Origin of the sequence: Luteolibacter arcticus (assembly GCF_025950235.1) — a bacterium.
GTDB lineage: Bacteria > Verrucomicrobiota > Verrucomicrobiia > Verrucomicrobiales > Akkermansiaceae > Haloferula > Haloferula arctica.
Genome location: NZ_JAPDDT010000012.1, coordinates 1 through 15,964, shown reverse-complemented (window position 1 = coordinate 15,964; position 15,964 = coordinate 1). Strand labels below are relative to the sequence as shown.

Genomic DNA, 15,964 nt, shown 5'->3' with positions numbered 1-15,964 from the left:
AGGGACTCGGTTGCTCGCGATGAGAATTCGCAGCCTCCTTCCACCCCACCTTCACCGGTCCCCATTCCCCCGCTCCCACAGATAGTGGTACCGCGGAACAAACCTCCCCTCCTTCGTATCATTGACGTTCAGACTTCCGCTGGAAGAAGAAGCGCCCTGCAGGATCATCCCCTGCGCGTCCGTCATGTACGACCCGTCCTCGTTCGTGTTCACGCCGATCTTGAAGTCGTGCATGCCCTCCAACATCGCGCGGATCTCCGGCGGCGCATTGTCGGCCACGGTATTCTCGCGCCACTTCAGGCTGTAATTCACATGCCGCGGGAACTCGAACTCCCGATACGCCTGGTCGATCGAAAGCTGTAACGCCGCCGCCACATCCCGCCCGAAGACCTTCCGGACCTCCTCGCCGAACTCTGCCCGCTGCGCCTCCGCAAAACCCGGATCCGCCGGCACATCGAAAATCATCCTATCCTCGGACGCCTCGCGGATCTTCGCCAGCGACTGCTCGTGATCCTCCCGCTTCCGCAAGCGCTCGCGCCCCATCTCCTTCATCGCCTCGAATTCCTCGTCGCTCAGGTCGAAGAACTCCTTCACCTGCTCTCCCGGCTGCAAGCTATCGCCCCGGAAATCCACTCCGGGAATCGTGAGCTTCCCGTCGCTCATCATCCCCACGACCCGCCGCGAAAGCGCCTGCTCCTGGCTCACCGTCCGCGTCCCCGACTTCGTCGCCGCACGCCCGTCCGCCGTCCCCGCCCCACCCCGCGAACCCTGCTTCCCCTCTCCCGCCGACGCATGATGAGCATCACCTTCACTCGCATCATTCGCATCTGCCGACCGCCCCGCCAGATATCCCAGCCCGAAGAATCCCAATCCCGCGATCCCGGCGAAAACCAAGCGGCCTCTTCCCATGGCTACCGATATAATCCGGCCTCCAGCTCCCCATCAAGGCGAAGTCACTGCCCGCCCTCCACCAAAATCACCTCACCGGCGGAACACCCGCCCCACCCTGACCGGCCACCCGCTTGCGAATCGCTTCCCGCTCCACCGCCGTCGCCGAGATCCGATCTAACAGCTTCGCCACCCCCTCCTCACCTTCCATGTAACGCGCGGAAACCGCCATCCGCACAAAGTCGCCCTCCTGCTCCGCCGCCGGCAAATACTGCCGGACCAGCTTCGCATAGGCCGCCTGGCTCTGCGGCATATCATTCCCTCGCAATGCCAGCGCCCGCGAGCCCTCCGGCAATGCCTCCAGCCGCGCACCCGCCTGGTCCGGACGGCTCATCAACAAGCTGCGGATCAACCCACGCTCATAGAGCACGCGAACCGGAACCTCACCCTGTCCACTACCCCCGTCCAGCGATCCATCCTCAATCCGCGCATCCAGCCACAGCTCCGCCTTCACCGGCGATTTCACCGCCCAGTCATTGAAGCCTGCGATCAAGAGCGCCCCCGTCTCGCCCGAAGGCTCGCGCAGATAGTCGGAGAATCGCTCCAGCGCGAATTCCGTGTCCCGTCCCACCAGCTTCCCGATGAGCTGCGCCTGCAGGCGAATCTTCACGTCTCCCGGCACGTCCGAGTCGACGAGTTCATCATACGCCGCGATGAGCTGCGGCCCGCTCATCTTCTCCACCTCGCCGAGAAACCGCCCGTAGTCGCTCGTCTCGTCGATCCGTCCCGTCGGCGATCCAGAAAGGTGGAGCTGTGCCCCGATCTGATCCCACTGCATGCCCCGGCGGCGGCGCAGCAAGCGGTCGAGCACCGCCCTTCTCCTCCACCCGCGGGGCCCCCGGCGACGACGACTCGCTCACAGGCTTCCGCGAAGCCTGATAAAAAACCACCAGCCCGAGAATCAGCAACGGAAGGATGACCAGACCCGCTTTCAATCCCCGCAGGATTGTCCCGCTGGAGGATTCCGCAACGCCCGAAACCCTTCACCACTCACCGTCTCCAAAACGATTCCTGTGTCGCGTTGAGACGGATTTACGAAAGCGGCCTCGTTGACACATCGTAGAAGCTCCAGTCAATTTCCCCCAGCAAACCTGAGCTTTTCACCCAAATACCGAGATCCATGAGCACGTCCCGCCGCAATTTCCTGAAGAAGACCGCCCTCCCGGGCATCGGCGTGAGTCTTCTGGGCTCCGCTCTCGGCGCGGCTGGCGCGAGCCCGCCAGCGCGTCTCCCCGGTGCCAAGTCCGTGCACGATCTACAAGCCCGCCCGCTCGCAAAGGTGCGCGTGGCGGTGATCGGCTTGAGCCGTGGCATCGCGCTGTTGCAGGGTGCCCTCGCCAGCGGCTTCGCGGAAGTCACCGTCGTGTGCGACCTCCGCCAGGACCGCTGCAACAACGGCGTCAATCAGGTGAAACAAAAGACCGGCAAGGAGCCGGCCGTCATCTGCGGCGATGTCGATGCGTGGGAAGCCATCTGCAAGCGCGACGATGTCGATGTCATCGTGATCGCCACCCCATGGGGCTGGCACGTGCCCATGGCCTTGGGCGCGCTGAAGGGCGGCAAGCACGCCATGGTGGAAGTCAACGCCGCGGTCACCCTCAAGGAGTGCTGGGACCTGGTGAACGCTTCCGAGCGCGTGCAGCGCCACTGCATCATGCTCGAAAACTGCTGCTACGGCGAAAGCGAGCTGATGGTCCTCAACATGGCGCGCGAAGGAGTCTTCGGCGACATCACCCACGGCGAGGCCGCCTACATTCATGACCTTCGCTCGATGCTGTTCCAGCTCGGTACCGAAGGCGACTGGCGCCGCGAATATCACAAGCAATACAACGGCAATCTCTACCCCACCCACGGCCTCGGTCCGGTGGCCCAATACATGGGCATCAACCGCGGCGATCGCTTCAAATTCATCGTCTCCGTTTCCTCGCCCGAACTCGGCCTCACCAAGTGGCGCGACGAGAAGAAGCCGAACGGCGGCAAGCACGCCTCGGAGAAATACGTCACCGGCGACATGAATACCTCGATCATCAAGACCGAGCTCGGTCGCACGATCATGGTGCAGCACGACATCATCTCGCCTCGCCCATACAGCCGCATCAACATGCTCTCCGGCACCGGTGCCACTTTCGTCGGCTACCCGGATCGCCTCGCTCTCAACGATCCCGGCCAATACGGCGTCAAGACCGGCAGCCACGAATGGCTCCCGGCCGGCGAATTCAATGCGATGCGTGAGAAATTCAAGCATCCGCTCCTGAAGCGCTTGGAGGAAGCAGCCAAGGGCGGCGGCCACGGCGGGATGGATACCGTCATGATGATCCGCCACCTTGAGTGCATTCGCGACGGCAAGACCCCGGACAGCACCGTGTATGATGCCGCCGCATGGTCCTCGGTGCTCGAACTCTCCGCGAAGTCGGTGGCCGCCGGCAGCGCGCCCGTCGAATTCCCCGACTTCACCCGCGGCGCATGGAAGGCCCTCAAGCCCCTCGAAGTCGTGGCCTGACACTGGGAACGCGGAAGTTGAGCGCAGCGGAAGTGGCCCGGGCCATCTACTTCCTCCCGGGCAATTTATTCCGCCTGGAAAACCCGGCGAACCTACCCTCTAGGGGGAATAAATTCGGATCTCCGTCAGATCTGCTGATACTTGCCCGTCGCTCCGCGCCTCCGACCTCGCGTAAGGAGCAGCGACCTTACTGTCGCTTTGGACAGACGGGGTCCCTTGCCTCGGCTGGCCTCAAGAGGTCGTTGGGGAAGTGTGTACGGGAATGAACGGGACAGTAAGGTCGCGGCTCCTTATGGCAGAAGGGCCCCGCCTTTACTATATCGCTAGCGCCCGGGAGATCCTGCCCGAACCAGAGCACGCGGCCTCAGCATATCTGACAGAGAGCCATCAACTCAGCGCTCCCAGCGTGACGTGGCGCCCCGATCACAGGCTTGATCCCGCGCCATTCGGGACTCATCGACTGACTTTCCTCTCCTGCTCTCTCTAGTTCCTATGCCTCTCGAAACGACGCGGAAACAAGAGCCGATCTAACAGAATCCCGGAAAGAAAGCCTCTCCGCCGTCAGGAGAAGATGTTCCTTCTAACAAATTTCGGGTCGTTTCGCGTTCTTTCGCGGTTCACTCTCTCCCCCCGAACCCAGCTTCGACAGCCACGCTCCAAGCAAAGCAAAGGCAAAACAACGCACCCTAGTCCACCACATCGCCAGCTTCGATCTCCAGTCGGAAGAACCGCCGTGGCTCTGCCTCCAGCGAGAAGTCATCGCGGACCCGCCACGTCGAGATGCCATTGACCGTGCCGACGCGGACCGGCGCGTTCGCCAATGCCTGCCACTGCTCATCCAGTCCGGAGCACGCGGTCAGCCGCGGGGTCAGGCCGCTGTCATCCGCGGTGCGGTATTCATACTCCACCCACGTCTGCCCGCCATCGACCACGCGATGGATCTCCACCGCGGCCGGCGCATTCGGCACCGAGGGATCCGAACCCAACAGGATCTCGCAGGCATTCACGATGCCATCGCCGTCCGGGTCCGCATCGAAGTCGATCAGCGCCGGATTGCCATGCCCCGGATAAGTGCCTCCGGCACCCGTGAGCGACAGGTGCACGGATTCGCCATGCGTCTCGATCACATTGCCCACCCGGATCACCAGCTCGGTGGCCGCTCCGCGCACCGGACTTCCATTGTCCGATGCGATCACTTGCAGCCGATACAAGCCCCGCGTCTCGAAATCCAGCGGCTGCGCGAGCGTGAGCGCACCCGAGGTCGGATCGATCGCAAACCACCCGCCGCTGTTGCCAGTGCCGAGCGACCAGGTGAGGGATTGCCCCACATCAGCATCGGTCGCCTGAAGCTGCGCAACCGGTGTTCCCGCCGGGAAATTCTCGATCACCGTCAGTGGTCCGGGCGCAGCGATGACCGGCGCTTGATTGCCCGCCCCGCCACTCAGCGTGATGTTTTTCCAGCTCAGGTTGTTGGCGAAGGTGCCGCTGCCGAGTTGCGTCCAGGTGCTGCCATCGTTGGATCCGGAGAAGGTCCAGTCCTTGGTCACGCCGTTGCCCTGGCCATCGTAGCGCGGCAGCTGTTGGAAGCCCGAGATGCGCTTCGCATCCGGCAGTTGCACGATGAAGTCGTGCGGGAATGAGGTGTTAGGCGGGCTGCTGCCGGTGTAGCGGGTATGCCAGAAGGTCGCCTCATTGCCATCGGTCGCATTGGTGTAGGGGTGGTTGCCCTCGGCTTGGGTTCCACTGAATGCCCAGCCGCTGCGATCCAGCCGCTGGCCATCGCCACCGAGCAGATGGAACTCCGTCAGCACCATGAAGAACCCGCCGTTGTGCGTGTTGTTAGAGCGGAGCCGCAGGTAGCGCCACGCCAGCGGGTCCGTGATCGTCCACCAGAATGCGATTGAAGAAACCCGGTCCGTTCCATCGCGCACCGCCACCGTGGCGCGATACCGGCCCGCGACCTCGGAAGCCCCTTGGAATTCCCCCGTCGCGGCATCGATGGCGATTCCCGGCGGCAGCCCCAAGGCTTCCCATTCATACGGCGCGGTGCCGCCGCTCGCGCTTGCGGTGAAGGCGACCAGACTGCCTAGGTCGCTCGTGCGGTCGGCGATTGGCGAGATCGATGGCGGAGTTCCCGCCCCGCCCGGAGCGGACGTTTCCAGGTCATCGATGGAATTCAAATACGCCACGAGTTGATTCACCTCCGCATCGCTGCGGGCGAATAGACCGGCGTGCTTTCCGGACAGATCGCGATCCCGCAACACCTCCTCCAAGGTCGCCGCGGAGCCGTCATGCAAGTAAGGAGCAGACTTCCACAAGCCCCGCAGCGTCGGCGTGTCGAGGCCATCGAGCGTCCCGCCGAGCCGTTCCCCGGAGGCACTCGTCAGCGTGCCGACATCGTGTCGCTGCAGCGACGCGCTATCCGTGAAGGTCGCGCCGCCGTGGCAAGTCGCACAGTTCTCTGCGACGAAGATCTCCCGGCCCGCGGTAGCCTCCGCCGTGAGCGAGCCATCGGCATTCCGGTGGGGGCTGCGACCGGCGCTGGTCAGCGAGGCCAGATAAGCGGCCAGCGCATCGAGATCCCCGTTGACCCCGGCCTTCGCCTGGCCGAGCGGCAGCGCCCGGTCGCCGGCATGAAACGACCCATCGGCCATCAGCCCCACTCCCTGCGCGAAGTCGCGGATCTGGCCCTCGAAGTCCTGCGCCTCATCGAAGTTCGCACTCCAGTGGTAAGGCCCGTGGCCGGTGCCGCGGCCGTTGAGGTCGATCGTATTGCGCAGCCCTTCGCCCATGCTGGTGAAGTCCCACGTGCGCCCGTCATGGCTGCCATCCAGGTGGCAGGAGGCACAGCTCATGTAGCCCTCCTGGGCCAGCCGCGGATCGTTGGTGCCGTAGAACAAACGCTTGCCTGTTAGAACCTGCGCCGGCAGCGCCTCGCTCGCCACGGTGGCGATCGCCGCCAGTTGCGGCGTGGTCCCGCAGACTCCCCCGCAGGAGGCGGTGCTGCGCAGCACCGTGACCTTGCGCTCGAGGAAATTGTGCACGAACAACCGCGCACCATCCTCGCTGAAGGCGATGCCATCGGGTGCCGCGCCACCACTGGAAATGCTATACCGGTTCGCGGAATTCCACGCATCCACCACCCAGATCGTCTGCGAGCCGCTGGTGGCGAAATAGACGTAGTTGCCGAGCGGGCTGAAGGCAGCACCCGTTGGGAAGTCGCTGTTGTCGAAATCGACCGACTCGCTCACAGCACTGGCCTGCGTTTCCAGATCCAATCTCGCCGCCATCGAGCGCACCGTGGACTCGAAGGTCAGCGCCTGCCCGTCGCGCAGCCCGCCGCGGAAAATGTTATCCTTCTTCGCCGGTACCCAGCCTTGCGTCAGGTCCGGCGAAAGCGCGGGAGCCATCAGGTAGTTCGGGATGCCGCGACCGTTCACCAGGCTCTCGGGCGTCATCACCGCTGCCAGCCCGATCGGGCTCTCCACGCTGAAATCAGTGAGGTCGATGCGGTACACCACGCCGCCTTCATCCGGGGAAATAAATCGCGAAACGTAGAGCATCCCGCGCTGGCCATCGAGCGCCAGGCCACGCGGATGCGGCCCCACCGCTTGCGTGGCGAGGATGGTTCCAGCAGCCAGATCGAGCTTCGCGATCTGCCCCGTGCCTTCGAGACTCACGTAGCCGATGTTCGCTCCACGATCGATCACCAGCCCATGGGGATCGCTCCCGGCCGGCAGCGCGAGCGTGCCCAGCACCACCCCATCGGCGCGGCGCAGGCGCGTGAGCGTGGCGGTGTTCTTGTTCGCGATCCACAGGTCATCACCCGCGCCGATCGCGAGGGCCACGGGATGGTCACCCACCGCCACTTCGCGCAGCTTCGCCAGACTCGCCGTATCGATCGCGGTGATCGTGTCCTGGTCGGGATTCACGTTCCAGACCACCGCGCGATCGGGATCTACGGTGATCGTCGTACTGCTGACCGGCCGGACCGCCGCCAGCGGCAGATGAACCACCTGCACACCACTCGACGCCGTGGCATAGCCGGATCCGGCCACCCGTGTGCGCAGCGTGGTGGAGAAATTCCCACGGGTATTCCACGTGTGGCTGGCCGCCGGCGAGGAGGTCCATGCAGTGGTCGGAGTGCCGTCGCCGAAGTCCCAGGAAAACTCCAGCGCCAGATTGCCCGGATTGGTCACCGTCGCATTCAGCGCGGCAGCACTTCCCTCGACCACCGGACTGCTCGCATCCGGCTTCGCCGAATAGACGGTCAACGTGCTGCCTGTGGAAAACGCGCCGACCCGCGTCGTGCTCGGAATCGCGTTGCCACACTGGTCCGTCACCCCACCCGCGGTGAGGATGATCTCATACGTCGAGCTCGCCTCCAGCGGCGCGTCCGGCACGAAATTGACGATCCCGAGCATCGACGAAAAACTCCCCGCGACCAGCGCGCCGTTGGCCACGTTCCGGACCTGGAAGCTGTCGGTACCGAGCGACTGCGGATCGATCGTATCGGAGAACGAAATGCCCACCCGGGACAGCACGTGCTGGTTCAGCGCGCCATCGGTCGGCGACACGAAGCGCGCGACCGGCGGCGTGGTATCTGGCGTGGTGGTCGCCACGCCCACGATCATTTTCAGCGGATTGTTGTGATCCGTGCAGAGCAGCGAGAGATTGCCGATCGGATTGAGGAACGCGTGATCGTCCACCAGCCCCGAATTGATCCGCGGCTGTTGGACCGCCGCCGTCGGCGCGGCAGCGTCATTCAGTTGCCAGCGGGTCGCCCCCGGGTAGTGGCCGATGAAGATATGATCGTCCTGTCCGTAGCCATACTCGGGATTGGTGAAGCCCGGCGAATTGAAGAGCACCCGCCGCACCGGCGCGGCCGGATTCGTGAAATCGTGCGTCACCACCGGCGAACCCGCGCCATGAAACTGGTTCCCGTGCACGAAGCCGAAGTATCCCATCTGCGCATTGAATTCCCCACCGGGGATCGCCACCGGGCTGGCCGGATTCGAGATGTCGAAAAACTTCACCCAGCTCGTGCTGTTGATGTCGCTCAGGATCAGCAAATTGCCGATCGGCCATGCACCGAGGAAGGTCCGGTTCCCCAACGCGGAGCGCGAGACATGCGCCATCTGCGTCATCGCCGCCGGATTGGTGGTATCCACGATGTAGAGCCCCTGCGCGCCGGTCGGGGCATACGCATAGCGGTTCCCCTGCCAACCGACCGCGAAGCAATACCCCTCGTAATTCGTCGGCGCACCCACCCCGGCGTAGGACATCCGGCCGAGCGTCTCCGGCAGCGTGGCGGGATCCGTATCGTACACCGGCGCCATGTCGAAAACCGCCAGCCCGTTCGAGCTGCTCCGGCGTTCCGAGATCAACACGCGGTCGCCGGAAATCCAGTTGTGGTGCATCTCCGCCCAATTGCCCACGTAGTTCAACTGCCCCGTGGTCTGGTAGCGCGCCGCATGATCGCGCGAATCGAGCACCAGTTGCGGTGCCGCCGGATTGTCCAGATTGTAGAAGGCAAAGGCTCCCGCCCCCTGGCCACCGCCGTGGTCGAACCCCATCGGCACGAACAGCAGCCCCCGGTGGAAACTCGCCTGCGAAACCGCCTTGCCCGTGTTGATCGTCGACAAATGGGTCCCCACCGCATTCGCCGGCCGGACCTGATTCAGCGCCGGCGGCAGCGCTTGCGCCTGCGCGAGAAGCACGCTGCCCAGCCATCCCGCCACACCTGCGGCCATCCCCGTCCAGCGCGGAAGCTTCTTCGGCAACGCGGGCGAGAACGGAGTATTTAAGGCAAAAAGAGACGTTTTCATGATAGCCTGACACCCAAAGACAGCAGAAGGCCGTACCAACTTACCGGAAATCGCAGGAAAAGTAAAAACAGCGCGAAATGCAACATGCATCCGCGAGGGACCTGCTTTCAACTTTGAGACTAGCGCCAGATTGCCGTTCCGCCATCCATCAATCCGCCGAACCTGTTGTTCCTTTTACAAGTCCGGTGGCAGTGGGAGACCGCCCGATGGCTTCCCCCCATAAGGAGCCGGGACCTTACTGTCCCGTTCATTCCCGTTCACACTTTCCGCCGGACTCTTGAGGCGAGCCGAGGACGCCGGTCTGTCCAAAGCGACAGTAAGGTCTCGGCTCCTTATGCGAGGTCGCCGAGGGGGAAGGCAGTGAGGGTGATTGAGATTCTCTCCCTGCCTTACTTTGTGACCTCCTGCCTTTCCTCTGTGAGCACTGCGTAAAACAAGCCCGCAGCGACCGGGCCGGCCTCAGCAAACCTGCCGGAGCCTAAAAAAGAGCGGGAGGCCAATCAGCCTCCCGCCCCTCTTCTCGCCTCAGAAACAGGGATCCGACCTCGAATCGCACCCTGCCCCAGAGAAGTTGTTCAATCTCGCTGCCTCACGATCAAGGCACCTTCACCGCGCTCAGCCGGCCGAAGAGCTTGCCACCCACGGCCTTCGCCGCGGGGATGGTGATGGCGATCGTGTCCGTATCCGCATCCGGCGCATCCTCGGTCACATCCACCGTGATGGTGTCGGTGGTGGAATCCACCTGGCCGACCGGCACATCATTGGCGGGCGACGGGAAGACCAGGTTCGTCGACCACTGGAATGTCAGCACCACACCCGACTCGGACAGATCCTTGCGCTTGAAGGTGAAGGTCAGGTTGCCGCCGGTTTGCGAAACCGTCGGCAGCAGCGCCGTCGAGCTCGAGCCCGGGTTGGCGGGGTTCGGCTCGCCGCCCAGCACGAATTCCAGACCATTGTCGATGCCATCGAAATCCGGATCCGCATCGAAGGCCGCATCGCCACCGGCCAGGCCCTTGGAAGTAGCCCAGGCATCGAAGCCTCCGGAGACGGTGGTCATCGTGAGCACCCCGGTCGCTTCATCGAAGGAATAGCTCTTGGTGCCGACCGTCTTCGTCCACACGTCGCCGGTGGCGGTCCACGGTGTGGTGCCGCTGAGCACCTGGAAGGTCGTATCATACACCGAAGAAGCGCCGAGGGTCTCCAAGTTCCACGTGCCCGAGGTGGCCGGTCCCGCTTCGCTGACGGTGGTGTCGATGTTGAAGTCGCCATTGATGAATGCGGAGCCCGTGCCGCTGATGCTGTTGCTGACGACCCCAATGCTGAAGCGGAGCTGCGCATTGTCCGACAAGGTCAGGCCCGCGCCGGTGCCGATCGTGGTATTGCCCGTGTAGGTGTTGACCCCGCTGAGCGTGAGCGCCCCGCTGCTGACGGTGAGCCCCGTGGTCCGCGTGCCGCCGCTCACCGCATTCGCGATCACCCCGTCGAAGACCGACGTGCCGGTGGTCGTGAGCACCGAGTCCGTGGCGGTCGAACTGTTGCCGATGGTTGCGGCGAATGGGTTTGGCGTGAAGCGGGTGATTCCGACCAGCGTCTGGTTAAAGCCGGCGAGATCCAAGGTGGATGCACCACTCTGTCCCATGGTCAAGGTGGCCGTGGGCGAGAGACCATTGTTCGCGGCGAGGCGGGCAGTTCCCGCTGTCACCGACATCGCGGTGTAGCTGGTACCGACGGCACCCCAGTAGGTGATGGTGCCACTCCGGTGAGTGACCGGGACCGTGGAAGTGATGACGCTCTTCACATCGAAGGTGCCGACTCCCGAATTGACGAAGTGGCCGCCGCCGGCCGCCGCGCTGGTGATGCTGATCGGGCCGGTCACGGTGGTCGTGCTCGACGCCGCGGGGAAGGCCGTGATCAAGCCGTTCCCCTGCGGGCTGCTGTTCGCACCCACCGTGATGGCATTCGCCAGGGTCACCCCGTCACCAAGGCCGAGACGCTGGCCGCCATTGATGGCGACCGTGCCGCTGCCGAGGGCCGTGGAGCTATTCGCCTGGAGGATGCCGCCGGTGATCGTGGTGCCGCCGGTGTAGTCGCTGGTCCCGGACAGGGTCAGCGTGGATGGCGTGACGGTGCCTCCCTTGACCAATGCCATGGTGCCCGCGCCGTTGTTGATCGCGCCCTCATAGAGGCTGTTCGCCGCGGTGGAGACCGTCAGGACACCCGCTCCCGCGATGCCGCGGGAAATGACGCCGGTATTGAGCCCGCCAAGCGACGACTGGGTCACATTCATGTTCAGGTTCAGGATGCCATCCACGACCAGCGGACCGGATCCCAAGCCGCCGCTGTTCACCGTGAGCGTGCCGCCCGCCTGCACGGCGGCCGTGGCGATGCAGACGATGCCTCCGGTACTGAGCGTCGCGTCGGCACCAGGGAAGACGTCGATCCCGAAGCCTAAGTCATTCAGGATCGTGAGGGTATTGGCGCCTCCCACCGTGGCGGCTCCGCTATTCTCATCGAAGATGAGGCCATAGATGCTGGTATCCGCTCCGAGGGTGGTGTTCTTGTTGGCAGCGTTGGTGGCGGAGAAGTGCACCTCGGTGATCGCCCCGGCGATCTGGCCGGTATCGGAAGTCCCCGTGACGTCGGTCGCCCAGTTGCTGTTGGGAGCGGCGGAGGAGTCGCTCCACACCGAACTCACATCGCCGCGCCAGTAGGCGGTCAGGGGAGTGGCGGCACCGGTCACGGTCAGGACATAGCTGTTGCCTTGGATGGCCCCGCTGTAGGCGGTCGGGAAGCCGGAGGGCGTCACGCCGCTGGTATCCAGCACGAAGGTGCCGCTGAGGGCGGACTGCGTCGTGATCAGGTTATAGACGCCGGTGGGCACGCTGCCGTGCAACTTCAGCGTATTCGTGCCGTTGACCGTGGTGGTCCCCAGCGCCTCGATCTGGTCGGCGGAGGCATTGAGGCCGATGTTCAGCGTCGCGCCGGAAAGCGTCAGGTTGTTGACGGTCTGGGTCCGGTTGGCTGAGCCCTTGCGGAGATCGAGGGTGGCGTTGCTGATCGCGAGATCGCCAGTGCTGAGCGTGCCGGTGGTGCCCAGCGCAAGCGTCCCGCCATTGATCGTGGTCGAGCCGGTATAGGTATTGGCCCCGGTCAGGGTCTGTTTCGCTGCTCCCGATTTCACCAGGCTGATGTTACCCGATATCACTCCGGAACCGGATTGGTCTGACGAGGTGTTCAAGGTGAGTGTGGCGGCCCCGGCGAGGAGTCCCACCTTCACATTGCCACCCAAGCCGGCGATCGTCTGGTTGTAGGCAGTGGTGGCGAGCTGATTGTTCAGGAGCAGCGTGCCGGCCACGTTCGAATAAACCACCCCGCTGGGCGAGAGCGTGTTGGTCGCGCCGACCGTGGCGATGGCACCGGCGTGGCTGACGTCCAGCGTGCCCCAAGTATTGGAGGTATTGCTGAACTCCCATTTGGTGCTGTCCAACATCTGAAGGTATCCCTCGGCGAGGGAAATCGAGCCGGTCACTTTTCCAAACCGGTCGGTGGTGCGCAGGACGAGGCTCTGGCTGGTGGCACTTCCGGCCCCTCCCAGGACGCTGTAGCCGATATTGCCAGAGACGACGCTCGCCACTGCGGCGGAGTTTCCACCTGCCTGGATGGCGGCGAAGTTATTATTCACGGCGTTTGAATTATCCACCGTGATATTCCCGCTCCATGTGGAGCCGGTGTTGGTGCTGCCGAGAATGATCTGGGCTCTGCTGGCGGTACCGCGCTTCAGGGTCACCGCGTTGCTTACATCCAAGCTGGCATTGACCGTGACGGTAGCGCCGCCGTTGACTTGAACCGCGCCCGATCCCAGCGCTGTCGCATTGGAAAGCGCCACGGTGCCGGCATTGACGGTCGTGCCACCGGTGTAGGTGTTGGCGGTCGAGAGGGTCAGGGTGTTGGCCCCCTCCTTGACCAATCCCAAGCTGCCCTGCGCGGTATTGGCCAAAACCACGGCATAAGCCCGGCTCGCTGCGGTGGTGTCGAAACCGATCGCCGATCCCCCCGCGAAATTCGTGGTCCCGAGCATGCTTGCAATGTTCGCATCGGTGACCGCATTGGCCACCGCCAGGCCGGCGCCACTGGCAACTGAGTAGCTGCCGTTCGTCGCAAATCCGGGGATCGCTCCGGTCGTGGCGATCGAGACCACTCCATTCGAAATGGAGGTGGTGCCGGTGTAAGTATTGGCCCCGCCGAGCGTCAGCAGTCCGGGACCCGTCTTGACAATGCCGACTCCCGCGCCACCGCTGATGATGCCGGTGTGGGTCACCGCGCTGTTCACGGCGAGCGTGCGGGTGGCCGCCCCGAGGGAGGTGTTGGTGTTGAAGGTCAGCGCGCCGTTGCTGACAGTATCGCCGAGGGTGACATTGCCGCCCAGCGTGATGGAGGAGAACTTGCCGCCGAGGTTGCGCGCGGTGCCGTCATTGGAGCGAATCGTCCCGCCGTTGATGACCAGCGCGCCGCCCGAGCCCAGCGCGTTCGCATTCCCCACGGCCACGGTGCCGGCATTCAGCGTGAAGCCGCCGGGATAGGCACCGGCATTCGCCAGCGACCAGATGCCCGCACCGTTCTTGACGAAGCCGGTGCCGGCCGCGGTGGATATCGCCTGTGCGGCAAAATTGAGCGTCTTGCCGCTGGCTACGTCCACGATCGCCATCGTGCCGCCAGTGCCGAGCGTGCCGCCCGGCGTCACCGTCACGTTTTCATTCGCGGTGATGGAGGCGAAGTCGGTGGCTGCTCCCGTGATGGTCAGCGCGGTGCCGAGATTGTCTTCGAAGATGACATCGGAACCCGCCACCCATGGCTGGTCATAAGTGCCGCCGGGCGAGGTCGCCCACGTCGCGCTGGTCCACGCGGCGGCGGTGCTGGTTTTCCAATAGAGCGGCGCGGCGCAAATCGAGGTGAGCGAGGCGACCGAGAGCAGCGAGGCGACGGTGAAGGGATTATTTCGAGGATTCATGAGGGAGTGTTTTTTTTGAGGCGAGTGGAAACACGGGTTCGGGGATTCACGAGGTATACCCCGATAGACCCCTGCCGTACTGAGGCAAAGGGGTTAGTTCTTACTCCCTGTCCTAAAAAACAGGACGGTTTGACTTGCCCTGATTTCACTTTCCATCACTTCTCCTTAAGCGTGCATCCCTTCCGCCAACGGTCGGTCATCGAGCAAATCGCGGACCACCTGCGGGTGGGATTTCACAGCGGACACTGGTGCGGACAGCTTCCCGGCATCCGCGAACTGGTCCGTGAGCTCGGCGTCTCCAAGTCCACCGTGGAGAGCGCGCTGCACCTCCTCGAACTCGAGGGCAGCCTCCAATCCGGTGGCCCCGGCCGTCGCAAACAGATCGTTCTTTCCCGCGATTCCCAGCGGAAGGGCAAGGTCCTGCGCGTCGGCATCCTGCTCTCCAGCCATCTGGACGAGATCAACCTCTACTCCCAGCAAATGATGCTGGGCGTCAGGCGCCGAATCGAGAATGCCGGGCACATCTGCTTCTTCGCCGATCGCTGCATGGCCGAACTCGGCTACAAGCTCCCGCGCATCTCGCGCATGGTGGAAGCCGCCAAAGCCGATGCCTGGGTCGCTTACTCGGCGACCGAGCAAGTGCTCGAGTGGTTCGCCAAGCGCGCCCTCCCCGTGATGGCCGTCGGCGGCCGATTCTCCGGCCAGCCCGTCGCCAGCAGCGCCACCACCATCGCGGAAGCCATCCTCGCCTCCGTCCGCACGCTGAGCGAACTCGGCCATCGCAGGATCGTCACGATCTCGCCGGACAGTTGGCGCCTCCCCTCCCCCAGCAAAACCGGACAGGCCTTCCTCTCCGCCATGGAAGAATGCGGCCACACCCCCACCAGCTACAACCTGCCCGCATGGGAACAAACCCCGGCAGGCTTGGAAAAGCTGTTAGAGTCGCTGTTCCTCCTCACCCCCCCCACTGCCCTCATCTTCGTCGATCCCGCCTCCTACGTCGCCGCGCTCGTTTTCTTCGGGCTCAAGGGCATCCGCGTCCCACGCGATGTCTCGCTCATCTGCATGACCGCGGGTCCGCTATTCTCGCTGCTGCCACTCGCCCCCGCGCACTTCAAGTGGCCTGTCCACGAACACATCCGCCGCGTCGACCGCTGGGTCAAGTGCCTCGCCAAGGGCGGCACCGACCTCGCACAACCGGTGTTCCCCGCCACCTTCGAACCCGGCGAAACCATCGCCCCCGCCAAAGGCCTCGCCCCCGCCGGCCGGTGAAACGAACGCCAGTCCTCGGCGCGACATCCCGACCGCCAGTCCTCTCCAGCGCCAACGGCGCGACATCTCTCAGCCCCGGGGGCAAGCGCAGCGGCGCCCCGGGTCACCTCATCTAACAAACGGAGCCCTGAAGGGGCGCGATGAAGCCGGTCACATCCCGCGGACACAAGGCAACCAATGAAAGCTCAACTACTGGAGCGCCTTGCTTTGAAACGCAGCCATCCAGCCGGGTCCGGGCAAAGAAATCGAACCGCGAAGAGACGCGAAACAGACGAACTTCGAAGAACCCTGGAAGACATCGCCATTGTCCACTGGGAGCGCGGAATTCATTCCAATGCCTTTAAGGACCTGTTAGATCGAGATGGGCGGATGATGCAGGTTGCACTGGTACTTTCCTAAGAGATGTTT

The 15,964-nt window shown here is 63.9% G+C and carries 6 protein-coding genes; 2 read left to right on the top strand and 4 right to left on the bottom strand.

The features are described 5' to 3' along the window. Window positions 1–51 precede the first annotated feature (51 nt). Both OKA05_RS21120 and OKA05_RS21115 read right to left on the bottom strand, forming a co-directional pair. A complete protein-coding gene (locus tag OKA05_RS21120; RefSeq protein ID WP_264489181.1) occupies window positions 52–909 on the bottom strand; it encodes a hypothetical protein in 858 nt (285 codons plus the stop codon). 67 nt (window positions 910–976) lie between these two features. Continuing rightward, window positions 977–1,759, bottom strand: coding sequence for a hypothetical protein (locus tag OKA05_RS21115; protein WP_264489180.1), 783 nt, complete (start codon window positions 1,757–1,759; stop codon window positions 977–979). Window positions 1,760–2,068: 309 nt separating this feature from the next. Between OKA05_RS21115 and OKA05_RS21110 the strand changes: the two genes are divergently transcribed. Continuing rightward, window positions 2,069–3,448: a Gfo/Idh/MocA family protein gene (locus tag OKA05_RS21110; RefSeq protein WP_264489179.1), complete on the top strand. Its 1,380-nt coding sequence runs from the start codon at window positions 2,069–2,071 to the stop codon at window positions 3,446–3,448. 686 nt (window positions 3,449–4,134) lie between these two features. Here the strand turns inward: OKA05_RS21110 and OKA05_RS21105 are convergent. Together OKA05_RS21105 and OKA05_RS21100 are read right to left on the bottom strand one after the other, a co-directional pair. Next, window positions 4,135–9,276: a cadherin domain-containing protein gene (locus tag OKA05_RS21105; protein ID WP_264489178.1), complete on the bottom strand. Its 5,142-nt coding sequence runs from the start codon at window positions 9,274–9,276 to the stop codon at window positions 4,135–4,137. 595 nt (window positions 9,277–9,871) lie between these two features. Further along, a complete protein-coding gene (locus tag OKA05_RS21100; RefSeq protein WP_264489177.1) occupies window positions 9,872–14,284 on the bottom strand; it encodes a beta strand repeat-containing protein in 4,413 nt (1,470 codons plus the stop codon). A gap of 171 nt (window positions 14,285–14,455) precedes the next feature. On the opposite strand from OKA05_RS21100, the gene OKA05_RS21095 reads away from it, so the two are divergent. Next, window positions 14,456–15,556, top strand: a complete 1,101-nt coding sequence (locus tag OKA05_RS21095) for a substrate-binding domain-containing protein (protein ID WP_264489176.1) — start codon at window positions 14,456–14,458, stop codon at window positions 15,554–15,556. Window positions 15,557–15,964: the final 408 nt, after the last annotated feature.

Bases quoted from the DNA above. Each gene is read 5' to 3' on its own strand.
- OKA05_RS21120 (WP_264489181.1), bottom strand. From the start codon at position 909: ATGGGAAGAGGCCGCTTGGTTTTCGCCGGGATCGCGGGATTGGGATTC.
- OKA05_RS21110 (WP_264489179.1), top strand. From the start codon at position 2,069: ATGAGCACGTCCCGCCGCAATTTCCTGAAGAAGACCGCCCTCCCGGGC.
- OKA05_RS21105 (WP_264489178.1), bottom strand. From the start codon at position 9,276: ATGAAAACGTCTCTTTTTGCCTTAAATACTCCGTTCTCGCCCGCGTTG.
- OKA05_RS21100 (WP_264489177.1), bottom strand. From the start codon at position 14,284: ATGAATCCTCGAAATAATCCCTTCACCGTCGCCTCGCTGCTCTCGGTC.